This window comes from Streptomyces sp. NPDC050806, assembly GCF_055586425.1.
In genome coordinates, this window is the sequence record NZ_JBVJIF010000003.1 from 288198 (window position 1) to 302639 (window position 14442).

Below are 14442 nucleotides of genomic sequence, written 5' to 3' on the forward strand. Positions count from 1 at the left end.
CGCCCCATGGCAGACTCGATTTCGATGGACATTTCGGCGGCACACCTGAGGGCACTGCGTGCGGCGCTCTTCACGGCGCTGTGCGTCACGCTGTCCACCGCCTCCCATGTGCTGCTCTCCCGGATGCCGCTGCCGCTGACGACGGTGGCCGCGCTCGCCGCCGTCGTGTTCGTGCTCGCGTACGCGCTGGCGGGCCGGGAGCGGCGCTTCGGGCCGATCGCGGCCCTGCTGGTACCGCTGGAGCTGGCCGCCGACACGGTCTTCAGCGTCGGCCAGCACGCCTGCTACGGCATGGCCGGCGGCCCCGTCGCCGGCCCGCTCCGCTCGCTGGGCGTCGACCTGCTCTGCCGCGGCGGCGACGTCGGCACCCCGCTGGCCCGGGCCACCGGCCACCACCCGGCCCCCGCCGCCACCTGGCTGCTGCTGCTCGCCGCGCACGTCGCGGTCGGGCTGCTGGCCGCCGCCTGGCTGCGGCGCGGCGAGGCCGCGCTGGAGCGGCTGCTGGGCTCGCTGGCCGTCTTCGCACTGCGGCCGCTGCTGGTCGCGGTCGCGGTGCTCGGCGCCGCCCGCGCCCCGCGCCGCCGGGCCGTACCGCCCGTGACGGCCGCAGCGCCCCCGCGCTCCCTCCCCCTGCTCGTGCACTGCGTCGTCCGCCGGGGACCTCCGGCCTGCGTCCTCGCGGCCTGAAGCCGCGAGCCACCGGTCCCTTCCCCTTCCGTACGGGACGCGGCACGCCGTCTCCGGCGCCGCCCCGGCACAGCAGACCCCAGGAGCAACCCGATCATGAGCAACCGCAACAGCCAGGCCAACAAGCAGGCAGCCCGTGAGCGGCTGCGCGCCGAGCGCGAGCGGCAGGCCAAGAAGGACAAGGTGCGCCGTCAGCTGACGGTCGGCGGCGCGATCGTCGTGGTGCTGGCCATCGCCGGCGGCATCGGCCTGGCCGTCGCCAACTCCGGCGGCGGCGACGGCGGCAGCCCGGAGGACACCTGGGCCAAGGCCAAGGACGCCAAGCTGGTCAAGCCGGCCCACACCTCCGGCAGCGACGGCACGACGATCACCATCGGTGAGAAGGGCGCGAAGAACACCCTCTCGCTGTACGAGGACCCACGCTGCCCCGGCTGCGCCAACTTCGAGCAGAACGTCGGCGGGACGGTCGAGAAGGACATCGCCGACGGCAAGTACAAGGCCACCTTCCACCTGGGCACGTTCCTGGACGACAACCTCCAGGGCACCGGCTCCAAGAACGCGGTGAGCGCCCTGGGCGCCGCGCTGAACAAGAGCCCCGAGGCGTTCCTCGAGTACAAGTACGCGCTGTACTCGAAGAAGTACCACCCCGAGGAGACCGGCCCCGACAAGTTCGCCGACGACGCGTACCTGATCAAGGTCGCGGACACGGTTCCCGAGCTCAAGGGTGACAAGGCGTTCCAGAAGGCCCTGAAGGACGGCACGTACGACCGCTGGGCGCTGACGATGTCGGACGCGTTCAACAACGCGAAGGACGTCCGGAGCACGCCCACGATCAAGCTCAACGACAAGCTGCTCTCCGCCGACGGACAGAGCGCGCCGTCCACGGCCGGCGTCTTCAACTCCCTTGTGGAGAAGAGCCTGAAGAAGTAGCGGACGCACCGGTGACGGCCGGCGGAGGTACGGGTGGCATACGCCCCGTGCGTCCGCCGGCCGTTGCCGAATCTTGACCTCGCGCCGGCCGGCCCCCGTGGCAGACTCCCCGCCATGGAGGGGACCGCATGAGCAACCGCAACAGCCAGGCCGCCAAGTCCGCAGCCCGGGAGCGCATACGCGCGGAACGGGAGCGGGAGAAGAAGCGCGCGAGGCTCCGCCGTCAGCTCGTCGTGGCGGGCGGTGTGCTCGGCGTCCTGGTGATCGCCGGCGGCATCGGCTACGCCGTGATGAAGGCCAACGAGCCGACCGGCTGGGAAGCCGCCAAGGAAGCGAAGCTGGTGCGGCCCGCGCACACCCAGGGCAAGAACGGCACCGAGATCGTCATCGGCGACAAGAGCGCGAAGGACACCCTGGAGGTGTTCGAGGACATCCGCTGCCCGGCGTGCGCCGCCTTCGAGCAGTCCACCGGCAAGGTCCTCCTGAAGGACATCGACGACGGCCGCTACAAGGCCCGCTTCACGATGTACGCCTTCATCGACGACATGGGCGGCGGCGAGGGCTCCAAGAACGCGCTGAGCGCGCTGGGCGCCGCGCTGGACAAGAGCCCCCAGGCGTTCCTCCACTACAAGGAGGCGCTGTACTCGCTGAAGAACCACCCCGAAGAGAGCGTGGACACCTACGCCAAGGACTCCGCGCTGCTGAAGGTCGCCGGCCAGGTGCCCGAGCTCAAGGGCGACGCGAAGTTCGAGCGGGCGGTCAAGGACGGCACGTACGACCGCTGGGCGATGGAGATGGCCGGGCTGTTCGGCCGCAAGGGCGTCAAGGGCACCCCGACCTTCATGCACGGGGACAAGAAGCTGACGATGGCGCCGATCCCCCAGCAGCAGATGACGCAGGCGCAGTACAACAAGCTCGCGCAGGCCAACTTCAAGAAGATGATCGACAAGGAGTTCGGCCCGGCGGAGAAGTGACACGCCGCCCGTGGTGACCAGGGGCGCGGGTTCATGAATTCGATGGAATCCGTACCCCTGAAGTCACTTACCAGCCAGTAGGGTGATCGGCCGTGACCGATCATGACCAGATCTCGCGCCGTACTGCCGTCACGGCCGTAGCCGCCACCGCCGCCCTGCTGCCCCTCGGCACCGCCGCCACCGCGCGCGCCGCCGACCGGACCGCCAAGGCCGCCGCGGTGGCCCCCTTCCAGCACGGCGTCGCCTCCGGCGACCCGCTGCCCGACGGCATCCTGCTGTGGACCCGCGTCACCCCCGCCGCCGACGCCCTGCCCGGTTCGGGCCAGGGCCCGGCCGCCGAGGTGGGCTGGCAGGTGGCCGCCGACAAGGGCTTCACCGAGGTGGTCGCACGGGGCACCGCGACCGCCTCGGCGACCACCGACCACACCGTCAAGGCGGACGTACGGGGCCTCTCGCCCGCCACCACCTACTGGTTCCGCTTCACCGCGCTCGGCGTCCACTCCCCCGTGGGCCGCACCCGCACCGCGCCCGCCGCCGGGTCCGCGGTCCGCAACGTCCGCTTCGGCGTGGTCTCCTGCGCCAACTGGGAGTCCGGGTACTTCTCGCCGTACCGGCACCTCGCGGCCCGCACCGACCTGGACGCGGTGCTGCACCTCGGGGACTACCTCTACGAGTACAAGACCGGCGAGTACCCGGCCCTGAAGTACGTGGTCCGGCCGCACTCCCCCGGCCACGAGCTCCTCACGCTCGCCGACTACCGGATCCGGCACGGCGTCCACAAGACCGACCCGGACGCGCTGGCGATGCACGCCGCGCACCCGGTGATCGCGATGTGGGACGACCACGAGTTCGCCGACAACGCCTGGAAGGGCGGCGCGGAGAACCACACGCCGGACACCGAGGGCGACTGGGCGGCGCGGATGGCCGCGGCCAAGCAGGCGTACTTCGAGTGGATGCCGGTACGCCCGTCCACCGCCGGCACCACCTACCGCCGCCTCCAGTTCGGCACGCTCGCCGATCTGCACCTGCTGGACCTGCGCAGCTTCCGCGACGAGCAGTCGCCGATCGGCAGCGGCCAGGCCGACGACCCGAACCGCACGCTCACCGGCCGGGCCCAGCTGGACTGGCTGAAGGCCGGGCTGGAACGGTCGGCCACGGCCTGGCGGCTGGTCGGCACCTCCGTGATGATCTCGCAGGTGGCGTTCGGCTCCGTACCGGCCCATCTGCTGGAGCCGCTCGCCGAGGTGCTGGGCCTGCCCAAGGAGGGGCTGGCCATCAACACCGACCAGTGGGACGGCTACACCGACGACCGGCGCGGGCTGCTGACGCACCTCGGCGACCGGTCCATCGGCAACACCGTCTTCCTCACCGGCGACATCCACATGTCCTGGGCCAACGATGTGCCGCTCCAGGCCGCGACGTATCCGAGCCACGCGCCGGTCGCCACCGAGTTCGTCGTCACCTCGGTCACCTCCGACAACCTCGACGACACCCTGCACGTCGCGCCGCACACGCTGTCGCTGCCCGCCGCCGCGGCGGTCCGGGCCGCCAACCGCCACGTGAAGTGGGTGGACATGGACGGCCACGGCTACGGCGTCCTCGACGTCACGGCCGAGCGCACGCAGATGGACTACTACGTCGTCTCCGACAAGGCGGACCGGAACGCCACGACGTCACTGGCGCGCTCGTACCGCACGCTCAGCGGCACCCAGCGCATGGAGCGGGCCGACGGGCCGGTGGCCTGAGCGGGAGCCCGTGCACGGCCGCCGGCGGCGCCCCGGGGCTCAGAGGCTCGTGAGGAAGCCCAGCCCGACCTTCCAGGCGCCCTCGGCGGCCTCCTTGTCGTGGTCCGGCAGCCCGTCGTCCGTGAAGAGGTGCCCGGCCCCCGGGTAGCGGTAGACCTCCACGTCGGCGCCGGCCCGCTGCATGCGGAGGTACCAGGCGTTCAGCCAGTCGTGCGGCTCGAAGGGGTCCGGGTCGGCCACGTGCAGCTGCACCGGCAGGTCGTCCACGGCCGCTTCGTCGGCGATGTCGGAGGTGCCGTGGAGCAGCAGCAGGCCGCGCGCCTTGGCGTCGGCCAGCGCCAGGTTCTGCGCGACGGAACCGCCGAAGGACAGGCCCGCGTAGACCAGGCCGCGGTCGGAGTACGGGGCCGCGGCCACCACCGCGCGCCGCAGCAGCTCGTCCTTGCCGATCTCGTCCTTGATCTCGATGCCGTCCTCGATGGTGTCGGCGGTGCGCCCGTCGAACAGGTCGGGAACGATCACTTCGTGGCCGGCGGCACGCAGTCGCTCGGCACCCGCCTGTACGGCCGGCCGCAGCCCGTACACAGAATGGAACAGAATGACGGTTTGAGTCGCCGCGGAGCCGGTCACTGGTTTCACTTCCCTGTCGATGGATCGCACTCCTCCCATCGTGCCAGTTACGGTCGACAGGAAGCGGACCCCGACCAGGAGGGATCACGTGTCCATGGAGGACGTACTGCGTCCGCTGATCGTCGTGGGCGGCTCCGTCGCCCTCACGTTCGCCCTGGGGTGGGCGGCCGATCTGGCGATGCGCCGGGCCGATGCCGCGCGCCCGGACACCCCGTTGTGGGGCCTGCTGCGGCGCTGCCGGATCCCGCTCCAGGTGGTGCTCCTGACGGCGCTGCTGCGCGGCACCTTCGACCGCACCAAGCTCAAGATCATCGATGAGCACAGCGCCGGAATCGGCCAACTGCTGTCCCTGGTCCTGATCGCCGCCACCGCCTGGCTGGCGATCCGCGTCTCGGCGGCGATCGTGGAGTCCTCGTACTCCCGGTACGCGGCAGGTGCCCGGGACGCCGCCCGGGTCCGCCGGGTCCGTACGCAGGTCACGCTGATCCAGCGGGTGGTCACCGCGGTGGTCGCGGTGGTCGCCGTCGCCGCGATGCTGCTGACCTTCCCGGCGATGCGGGCGGTCGGCACCTCGATGCTGGCCTCGGCCGGTGTACTGGGCATCGTCGCCGGTGTCGCGGCACAGTCCACGCTCGGCAACCTCTTCGCGGGCCTGCAGATCGCCTTCGGTGACATGGTGCGGATCGGCGACACCGTCGTGGTGGAAGGCGAGTGGGGCACGGTCGAGGAGATCACCCTCACCTTCCTGACCGTACGGACCTGGGACGAGCGCCGGATCACCATGCCGGTCTCCTACTTCACCAGCAGCCCGTTCGAGAACTGGTCGCGCGGCGGCGCGCAGATGACCGGCACCGTCTTCTTCCAGCTCGACCACCGCGCGCCCGTCGAGGAGATGCGCGAGAAGCTCCAGGAGATCCTGAAGAACTCCGACTCCTGGGACGGCCGGGCGCAGACCCTGGTGGTCACCGACACCACCCCCAGCACGATCGAGGTGCGGGCGCTGGTGACCGCCCGGGACGCGGACGCGATCTGGACGGTCCGCTGCGAGGTGCGCGAGCAGATGATCACCTGGCTGCGGGACGCGCACCCGTACGCGCTGCCGCGCATCTCGACCGCTGCGGCGCCCGTTCCGGAGGAGCCCGCCGAGGGGCGGACCGGCCCCACGCTGGAGAAGTAGCGTTTCGCCAGGGCCGCTCAGGAAGGCGTGCGCAGGCTGCGGACGTCGAGATGGCGCAGCACCCGGTCGACGACCTCCGGGTCCGAACCGGGCTCGCTCCGGGCCGCGAGCACCTCGTGGCGCGCGGCCGACAGCAGCTCGCTCTGGATGCGATGGACCTTCTTCACGCGGGCGATGCGCTTGTCGTAGCCCTCGCGCCGCTCGTCGTCCACGATGTCCGGCGAGATGCGGGCGCCCATCTCGTACGTGCTCCGGGACAGCCGCTCGACGACCTCGTCGGACAGCTCCTCCTCCGACACGATCTCCTTCAGCCGCCGCTTGGAGGCCTTGACCACACGGACCGCGAGCTCGCGCTCCAGCGCGTCCTCGGCGTCCGTGTCGGCCCGCACCCCCAGCCGCTTGACCAGGAAGGGCAGCGTCAGGCCCTGCACCACGAGGGTGGCCAGCACCACCGCGAAGGCGATGAAGAGGATCTCGTCGCGGGCCGGGAACGGCCCGCCGCCGTCGACCTCGAACGGGATGGCCAGCGCCAGCGCCACCGACGCCACCCCGCGCATCCCCGACCACCACATGACGATGGTCTCCCGCCAGCTGGTGGGGATCTCCTCCGCGATCCGGTGCTGGTGCCACCGCTGCGCCAGCCACGCGGCGGGCAGCAGCCACAGCAGCCGCAGGCCCACCACGACGCCGATGACCGCGCCGCAGGCGCCGAGCAGCTGCTGCCAGTTGCCGGCCGCGGTGCCGAAGATGTTGTGCAGCTCCAGGCCGATCAGGCCGAAGGCGACGCCGGTGACGAGGGTGTCGACGACCTCCCAGAAGGTGTGCCCGGCGAGCCGGCCCATCACATCGTCGGCGTCGGCGGCGTAGTGCGCGAGGAAGAGCGCGGCGGTGAGCACCGCGAGCACGCCCGAGCCGTGCAGCTCCTCGGCGAGCACGTACGCGACGAACGGCACCAGCAGCGTCAGCCCGACCTGGAGCGTCGCGTCGTCGACCACTTCCATCAGCTTGTTGGCCAGCCAGCCGAGGACCACGCCGACCGCTATGGCCACCACGGCCGAGAGCAGCAGCTGGCCGACGGCGGACGGTGCGGAGAACTCGCCGGAGACCGCGGCGGCCAGCGCCACGTGGTACAGCACGATCGCGGTGACGTCGTTGAAGAGGCCCTCGCCCTCCAGGATCGACACCAGACGGCGGGGCAGCCCGAGCTTGCCGGCGACGGCGGTCGCGGCGACCGGGTCCGGCGGGGCCACCAGCGCGCCGAGCGCCACGGCGGCGGCCACCGGCAGCCCGGGGACGACGCTGTGCGCCACGGCGGCCACGGCGGCGGTGGTCGCGAAGACCAGCGCCACCGCGAGCAGGAAGATCGGCCTGATATTGGCGGTGAACTGGCGCCAGGACGTGCGCTGCACCGCCGCGTACAACAGGGGCGGCAGCAGCAGCGGGAGGATGAACTCCGGCGGCACCTGGACGTTCGGGACGAACGGCAGCAGGGCCAGCACGGCGCCCGCCAGGGTCATCAGCACCGGTGACGGGAGTCCCAGCCGGTCGCCGAGGGGGACCATGAGCACGGCCCCCAGCAGCAGGACGAACATCAGGGCCAGCTGGTCCACGGCAGGCACGCTCCGGAGCTTCGAAATCAGTCGATCACTGATCAAGCCTGCCATGAACTCCGGGAAACGCCCGTCGACGGACCCGTGGGGAGCGGCCGCGACCGGCCGCCGGCCTCAGGCGCTCTCGGCCCGCACCCGGTCCAGGGCCCGCTGCAGGTCCTCGGGGTACTCGCTCTCGAACTCCACCCAGCGGCCGTCCCCGGGGTGCTCGAAGCCCAGCCGCACGGCGTGCAGCCACTGCCGGGAGATGCCCAGGCGCTTGGCGAGGGTGGGGTCGGCGCCGTAGGTCAGGTCGCCGACGCAGGGGTGGCGGTGCGCGGACATGTGCACCCGGATCTGGTGCGTACGCCCCGTCTCCAGCTTGATGTCCAGCAGGCTGGCCGCGCGGAACGCCTCGACCAGGTCGTAGTGCGTGACGGACGGCTTGCCGTCGGCGGTGACCGCCCACTTGTAGTCGTGCTGCGGGTGGCGGCCGATCGGGGCGTCGATCGTGCCGCTGAGCGGGTCCGGGTGGCCCTGGACGAGCGCGTTGTACCGCTTCTCGGGGACGCGCTCCTTGAACTGCCGCTTCAGGGAGGTGTAGGCCCGCTCCGACTTCGCCACGACCATCAGGCCCGAGGTGCCGACGTCCAAGCGGTGCACGATGCCCTGGCGCTCGGCGGCGCCGGAGGTCGAGATGCGGTAACCGGCGGCGGCCAGGCCGCCGATGACGGTCGTGCCGTTCCATCCGGGGCTGGGGTGCGCGGCGACGCCGACCGGCTTCATGATCACGACGATGTCGTCGTCGTCATGGACGATCTCCATGCCCTCCACGGGCTCGGCGACGATCTCCACCGGCGCCGCGGCCTGCGGCATCTCGACTTCGAGCCAGGCGCCGCCGTGCACCCGCTCGGACTTCATCACCTCGGCCCCGTCCACCCGGACCTTGCCGGCGGCGGCCAGCTCGGCCGCCTTCGTACGGGAAAAGCCGAACATCCGGGCCAGCGCGGCGTCGACGCGCTCGCCCTCCAGGCCGTCCGGTACGGGCAGGGTGCGGATCTCGGGAATCGTGCTCACCCCACGAGTATGGCAGTCCCGCAGGGCGCTCCCGTCGGCCCCGCCCCCGCCTGTGGAAAACCTGCCCGGCCGCGGCGTCGGTCCTGGTGGCCGAGGAGTCGGTCCTCGCGGCCGGGCCCGGTGTCAGTCCTTGTGGAGCGTCCCGTCCGGGTCCAGGCCGCGGAAGGAGAGCAGCACGATCAGGATGCCGCCGCACACGATCCCGGAGTCGGCGAGGTTGAAGACCGCGAAGTGCGCCGGGGCGATGAAGTCGACCACCGCGCCCTGGAAGACGCCCGGCGAGCGGAAGAGCCGGTCGGTGAGGTTGCCGAAGGCGCCGCCGAGCAGCAGGCCGAGCGCGATCGCCCAGGGCAGGCTGTAGAGCTTGCGGGCCACCCGGAAGATCACCACGATCACCGCGACGGCGATCAGGGTCAGGAAGATCGTCAGCGCCTCGCCCATGCTGAACGCGGCCCCGCGGTTGCGGATCACCTCGAACTGCAGCAGCGTCCCGATCACCTGGACCGGCGCGTGGTGCTCCAGCTTCGCCACCACCAGCAGCTTGCTGCCGAGGTCCAGCAGGTACACGATCAGCGCGACGACCAGCAGCGCGGTGATCCGCCGCCGCTTGCGCGGCGTCGCCGTGGCGCCCGTCTCCGCCGCACCCCGCTCGGTCTCTCCGCCGTCCCCCTGCCCGGGCTCCGGCCCGGAATCCGGCGTACCGGTGATGCGCTCCGCCTCTGCCACGTGTGAGTCCCTCGGCCCGTCGTTTCCCCGGCCAGGCCGCGCCTGGCTGAGGTTCGAGGGTACGGCACGGGGGCCGGCCGTAGGTGAGTACGGGTCCCCGGGGCGGTACGGACGCGGGGCCGGGGCACGAGTGCCCCGGCCCGGCCGCTAGCGACGCTCGGTCTTCTGCTTGCACTCCACACAGAGCGTGGCCCGCGGGAACGCCTGCATACGGGCCTTGCCGATCGCCTTGCCGCAGTTCTCGCAGAGGCCGTACGTGCCGGCGTCCAGCCGCTCCAGCGCCCGCTCCGTCTGCAGCAGCATCTCGCGGGCGTTCGAGGCCAGCGCCATCTCGTGCTCACGGGTGATGTTCTTCGAACCGGTGTCGGCCTCGTCGCCCGTGCTGTCGCTGGAGTCCCGCATCAGCCCCGCGATGGCGTCCTCGGAGGACCGGATCTCGTTGCGCAGCCGGTCCTGCTCCGCCCGCAGCATCGACCGGGCCTCCTCGGCCTCGGCCTCCGACCACGGATCCTCGCCCGGCCGTACGGGCAGCTCGGCGGCGGACGCCGGGCCGGTACGCGCCTTGGGCAGGGCCGTCCCGCCGGCCGTCTGCTCGCTGTCGTCCAGCGCAGCGGCCGGGGCCCCGCCCGGAGTCTTCTTCGCCACCACCGTCTTGGCTCCCGTCTTCTTCGCGGGCACCGCCCCCTCTGGCGGTGCAGCCTTCCTGGCCGTGCTCGTGCCGGCGGACGTGTCGGCCGCGGCGCCCTCCGCCGCGGCCTCCGCTGCCGCTGTCCGTCCCGCCGCGGTCTTCTTCGCGGCGGCCTTCTTCGCCGTCGTCTTCCCCGCCGCCGTCTTCTTGGCGGCGGTCTTCTTCGCCGTTGTCTTCTTCGACGCCGTCCGCTTCGCGGGCGCCGCACCGGAAACGGTCTCCTCCGGCGGAGGGTTCCCGGTCGCGGTCTTCTTCGTCCCGGTTTCTCTCACGGGCGGCCCCGTACCCGGCTCCGCCGCCGCGCCCTCACCGGCCGGCGGATTACCGGTCGCCGTCCGCTCCGCCGCGGCCCCCTCGGCGGACGTACCGCCGTCCGGCACGCCCCGCCCGGTCCCCGCCGTGCCGTCGTGCGCGGCGGTCTCTTTCGCCACCATGGCCGCGATCCCTTCACGTATGTGATCATGCTCGCGAATCGTGACCGGAACGATAAATCGACTCACAGCATGCGGCAACGGGACGCACCGCCCTCCACCGTCCGGCTCCCGCCCCGGGAGCCCGGTCTGCATCCGTTGTGCCCCGCCCCCCGGCCCGTAATCCGGCGTCATCGGACGCCCGACAGGGGGTGTCGCGGCACCGTCGTACGCCTGCCGCATTCCGCCGCGTTGCGTATCGGCATTCGGGTCAAGCTTCCCGGCGCCCGTACCTCGGTCGGCGCAGCGCGAAAAGCGGTCGGCCGCCGCGGCCGGCGCCCCGTACACTGGCCTGAGCGAAAAGCGTGGATGGGACGAGTAGCGCCGCACGCAGCCAAGAGCGACCCGGGGACGGTGGGAGCCCGGGGGTGTGCGCGACGTGAAGATCACCCCGGAGCCGCCGGAAGAACGCCCCAGGTCCCCTGGGCGCCAGTAGACCCGGCATCGCGACCCCAATGAGGGGGCCGAGGAGTTCCGCCTCGGCCAAGGAGGGTGGTACCGCGGGAGCAGCCGGCTCTCGTCCCTCCGGTCGGAGAACGCAAGCGGTGTCCGCCGGAGGAAGCCCCCGATGAGTTCCACACCCCAGTACAACCAGGTGCCCGCGCAGGTGGACCTGCCAGCCCTTGAGCACGCCGTGCTCGACTTCTGGCAGGAGCAGAAGGTCTTCGCGCGCACCCTCGACCAGTCCGAGGGGCGCCCGGAGTGGGTGTTCTACGAGGGCCCGCCCACGGCGAACGGCATGCCGGGCGCCCACCACATCGAGGCCCGCGTCTTCAAGGACGTCTTCCCGCGCTTCCGCACCATGCAGGGCTACCACGTCGGCCGGAAGGCCGGCTGGGACTGCCACGGCCTGCCCGTGGAGCTCGCCGTGGAGAAGGAGCTGGGCTTCAACGGCAAGAAGGACATCGAGGCGTACGGCATCGCCGAGTTCAACGCCAAGTGCCGTGAGTCGGTGACCCGCCACACCGACGCCTTCGCCGAGCTGACCACCCGGATGGGCTACTGGGTCGACCTCGACGACGCGTACCGCACGATGAACCCCGAGTACATCGAGTCGGTGTGGTGGTCGCTGAAGGAAATCTTCAACAAGGGCCTGCTGGTCCAGGACCACCGCGTCGCCCCCTGGTGCCCCCGCTGCGGCACCGGCCTCTCGGACCACGAGCTGGCCCAGGGGTACGAGACGGTCGTCGACCCCTCGGTCTACGTCCGCCTGCCCCTCACCTCCGGCCCGCTGGCCGGCGAGGCGGCACTGCTGATCTGGACGACCACGCCGTGGACGCTGGTCTCCAACACCGCGGTCGCCGCGCACCCCGACGTCACCTACGTCGTCGCCACCGACGGCAACGAGAAGCTGCTCGTCGCCGAGCAGCTCGTCGAGAAGGCGCTGGGCGAGGACTGGACGACCACGGGGCAGACCTTCACCGGCCGCGAGATGGAGCGCTGGGCGTACGAGCGCCCGTTCGGCCTGGTCGAGCTCGAAGGCGCCAACTTCGTCGTCAACGCCGAGTACGTCACCACCGAGGACGGCACGGGCCTGGTCCACCAGGCGCCCGCCTTCGGTGAGGACGACCTCAAGACCTGCAAGGGCTACGGCCTCCCGGTGGTCAACCCGGTCCGTCCCGACGGCACCTTCGAGGAGGACCTCGCCCTGGTCGGCGGGCAGTTCTTCAAGAAGGCCGACGAGGCGCTGGTCGCCGACCTCGACGCGCGCGGCCTGCTCTTCCGCCACGTCGCCTACGAGCACAGCTACCCGCACTGCTGGCGCTGCCACACCGCGCTGCTGTACTACGCCCAGCCGTCCTGGTACATCCGCACGACCGCGGTCAAGGACGCCCTGCTGCGGGAGAACGAGAAGACCAACTGGTACCCGGAGTCGGTCAAGCACGGCCGGTTCGGGGACTGGCTGAACAACAACATCGACTGGGCGCTCTCCCGGAACCGCTACTGGGGCACGCCGCTGCCCATCTGGCGCTGCGAGGAGGACCACCTCACCGTCGTCGGCTCGCTCGCCGAGCTGTCGGAGCTGACCGGCACCGACCAGACGGGCCTGGACCCGCACCGCCCGTACATCGATGACGTGACCTTCGCCTGCCCCGAGTGCCGGGGCACCGCGACGCGCGTCCCCGAGGTCATCGACGCCTGGTACGACTCGGGTTCGATGCCCTTCGCGCAGTGGGGCTACCCGTACCGCAACAAGGAGATCTTCGAGAAGCGGTACCCGGCGCAGTTCATCTCCGAGGCCATCGACCAGACCCGCGGCTGGTTCTACACGCTGATGGCCGTCGGCACGCTCGTCTTCGACAAGTCGTCCTACGAGAACGTCGTCTGCCTGGGCCACATCCTGGCCGAGGACGGCCGGAAGATGTCCAAGCACCTGGGCAACATCCTCCAGCCGATCCCGCTGATGGACCAGCACGGCGCGGACGCGGTCCGGTGGTTCATGGCCGCCGGCGGCTCCCCGTGGGCCGCGCGCCGGGTCGGTCACGGCACGATCCAGGAGGTCGTCCGCAAGACGCTCCTGACGTACTGGAACACCGTCGCCTTCCAGGCGCTGTACGCCCGTACGACCGGCTGGGCGCCCACCGCGTCCGACCCGGCCCCCGGTGACCGCCCGATCCTGGACCGCTGGCTGCTCGGCGAGCTGAACTCGCTGGTCGAAGGCGTCACGGAGGCGCTGGAGGCGTACGACACCCAGCGCGCCGGCAAGCTGCTGTCCGCCTTCGTCGACGACCTCTCCAACTGGTACGTGCGCCGCTCGCGCCGCCGCTTCTGGCAGGGCGACGCGGCCGCGCTGCGCACCCTGCACGAGGTCGTCGAGACGGTCACCCGCCTGATGGCGCCGCTCACCCCGTTCATCACCGAGCGGGTCTGGCAGGACCTGGTCGTGCCGGTCACCCCGGACGCGCCGGACTCCGTGCACCTCTCGTCCTGGCCGGTGGCGGACGCCTCCGCGATCGACCCGACGCTCTCCGCGCAGATGGTCCTGGTCCGCCGGCTGGTCGAGCTGGGCCGCGCCACCCGTGCCGAGTCCGGCGTGAAGACCCGGCAGCCGCTGTCCCGCGCCCTGGTCGCCGCGGCCGGCTTCGAGACGCTCTCCGACGACCTGCGCGCGCAGATCACCGAGGAGCTGAACGTCAGCTCCCTGGCGTCGCTCTCCGAGGTGGGCGGCTCGCTGGTCGACACGACGGCCAAGGCCAACTTCCGCGCCCTGGGCAAGCGGTTCGGCAAGGGCGTCCAGGCGGTCGCCAAGGCCATCGCGAACGCGGACGCCGCCGCCCTCTCGCAGGCCCTCCGCGAGGGCACGGCCTCGGTCGAGGTCGACGGCGAGACGGTCGCCCTGGCGCCGGACGAGGTCATCATCACGGAAACCCCGCGCGAGGGCTGGTCGGTGGCGTCCGACTCCGGCGCCACGGTCGCCCTGGACCTGGAGATCACCCCGGAGCTGCGCCGCGCGGGCCTGGCCCGGGACGCCATCCGCCTGATCCAGGAGGCCCGCAAGAACAGCGGCCTGGACGTCGCGGACCGGATCACGCTGCGCTGGCGGTCGGAGGACGAGGAGGTCCGTACGGCCCTGGCCGACCACGCGGCCCTGATCTCCGACGAGGTGCTGGCCGTGGACTTCGCGCAGGGCGACGCGGACGAGGCGTACGGCGAGCCGTTCACGGACGAGGCGCTGTCCCTGACGTTCCGCCTGCGCAAGGCGTAACCCCACAGGCCGACCCGGCCCCGTACGTACGAAATGCCGAGGC

General features: G+C 71.7%; 11 protein-coding genes. 6 read left to right on the forward strand and 5 right to left on the reverse strand.

Going from position 1 to position 14442, the window contains the following annotated elements; genetic code table 11:
• The first annotated feature begins 24 nt into the window (after positions 1–24).
• From ACZ6WH_RS10615 to ACZ6WH_RS10630, 4 genes are all read left to right on the forward strand, one after another.
• Positions 25–687: a hypothetical protein gene (locus ACZ6WH_RS10615; protein WP_469727997.1), complete on the forward strand. Its 663-nt coding sequence runs from the start codon at positions 25–27 to the stop codon at positions 685–687.
• A 96-nt stretch (positions 688–783) separates the two neighbouring features.
• Entirely contained in the window at positions 784–1617 is an 834-nt protein-coding gene (locus ACZ6WH_RS10620; RefSeq protein WP_469727517.1) for a thioredoxin domain-containing protein, read from the forward strand.
• A gap of 128 nt (positions 1618–1745) precedes the next feature.
• Positions 1746–2591 carry a thioredoxin domain-containing protein gene (locus ACZ6WH_RS10625; protein ID WP_469727518.1) on the forward strand — a complete coding sequence of 282 codons (846 nt, stop codon included), beginning with the start codon at positions 1746–1748 and terminating at the stop codon, positions 2589–2591.
• 92 nt (positions 2592–2683) lie between these two features.
• Positions 2684–4336, forward strand: a complete 1653-nt coding sequence (locus ACZ6WH_RS10630) for an alkaline phosphatase D family protein (RefSeq protein ID WP_469727519.1) — start codon at positions 2684–2686, stop codon at positions 4334–4336.
• 39 nt (positions 4337–4375) lie between these two features.
• On the opposite strand, the gene ACZ6WH_RS10635 is transcribed toward ACZ6WH_RS10630, so the two are convergent.
• On the reverse strand, positions 4376–4966 hold the full coding sequence (locus ACZ6WH_RS10635; RefSeq protein WP_432853103.1) for a dienelactone hydrolase family protein: 591 nt from the start codon (positions 4964–4966) through the stop codon (positions 4376–4378).
• A gap of 94 nt (positions 4967–5060) precedes the next feature.
• On the opposite strand from ACZ6WH_RS10635, the gene ACZ6WH_RS10640 reads away from it, so the two are divergent.
• The gene (locus ACZ6WH_RS10640; protein WP_469727998.1) at positions 5061–6143 is read left to right on the forward strand and encodes a mechanosensitive ion channel family protein; all 1083 of its coding nucleotides are present in this window, start codon (positions 5061–5063) and stop codon (positions 6141–6143) included.
• Positions 6144–6160: 17 nt separating this feature from the next.
• Here the strand turns inward: ACZ6WH_RS10640 and ACZ6WH_RS10645 are convergent, their stop codons facing one another.
• The 4 genes from ACZ6WH_RS10645 to ACZ6WH_RS10660 all read right to left on the reverse strand — a co-directional run bounded on the left by ACZ6WH_RS10645 (position 6161) and on the right by ACZ6WH_RS10660 (position 10657).
• Positions 6161–7735: a Na+/H+ antiporter gene (locus ACZ6WH_RS10645; RefSeq protein ID WP_469727999.1), complete on the reverse strand. Its 1575-nt coding sequence runs from the start codon at positions 7733–7735 to the stop codon at positions 6161–6163.
• 132 nt (positions 7736–7867) lie between these two features.
• Positions 7868–8809: an RluA family pseudouridine synthase gene (locus tag ACZ6WH_RS10650; RefSeq protein WP_399708090.1), complete on the reverse strand. Its 942-nt coding sequence runs from the start codon at positions 8807–8809 to the stop codon at positions 7868–7870.
• Positions 8810–8932: 123 nt separating this feature from the next.
• Positions 8933–9535 carry a signal peptidase II gene (gene lspA, locus ACZ6WH_RS10655; RefSeq protein WP_469727522.1) on the reverse strand — a complete coding sequence of 201 codons (603 nt, stop codon included), beginning with the start codon at positions 9533–9535 and terminating at the stop codon, positions 8933–8935.
• A 147-nt stretch (positions 9536–9682) separates the two neighbouring features.
• A complete protein-coding gene (locus ACZ6WH_RS10660; protein WP_469727523.1) occupies positions 9683–10657 on the reverse strand; it encodes a TraR/DksA family transcriptional regulator in 975 nt (324 codons plus the stop codon).
• A 604-nt stretch (positions 10658–11261) separates the two neighbouring features.
• On the opposite strand from ACZ6WH_RS10660, the gene ileS reads away from it, so the two are divergent.
• Entirely contained in the window at positions 11262–14399 is a 3138-nt protein-coding gene (ileS, locus tag ACZ6WH_RS10665) for an isoleucine--tRNA ligase (protein ID WP_469727525.1), read from the forward strand.
• Positions 14400–14442 lie beyond the last annotated feature (43 nt).

Coding starts and splice junctions, on each gene's coding strand:
- ACZ6WH_RS10645 (WP_469727999.1), bottom strand. CDS start 7,735: ATGTTCGTCCTGCTGCTGGGGGCCGTGCTCATGGTCCCCCTCGGCGAC.
- ACZ6WH_RS10625 (WP_469727518.1), top strand. CDS start 1,746: ATGAGCAACCGCAACAGCCAGGCCGCCAAGTCCGCAGCCCGGGAGCGC.
- ileS (WP_469727525.1), top strand. CDS start 11,262: ATGAGTTCCACACCCCAGTACAACCAGGTGCCCGCGCAGGTGGACCTG.
- ACZ6WH_RS10660 (WP_469727523.1), bottom strand. CDS start 10,657: ATGGTGGCGAAAGAGACCGCCGCGCACGACGGCACGGCGGGGACCGGG.
- ACZ6WH_RS10615 (WP_469727997.1), top strand. CDS start 25: ATGGACATTTCGGCGGCACACCTGAGGGCACTGCGTGCGGCGCTCTTC.
- ACZ6WH_RS10620 (WP_469727517.1), top strand. CDS start 784: ATGAGCAACCGCAACAGCCAGGCCAACAAGCAGGCAGCCCGTGAGCGG.
- ACZ6WH_RS10640 (WP_469727998.1), top strand. CDS start 5,061: ATGGAGGACGTACTGCGTCCGCTGATCGTCGTGGGCGGCTCCGTCGCC.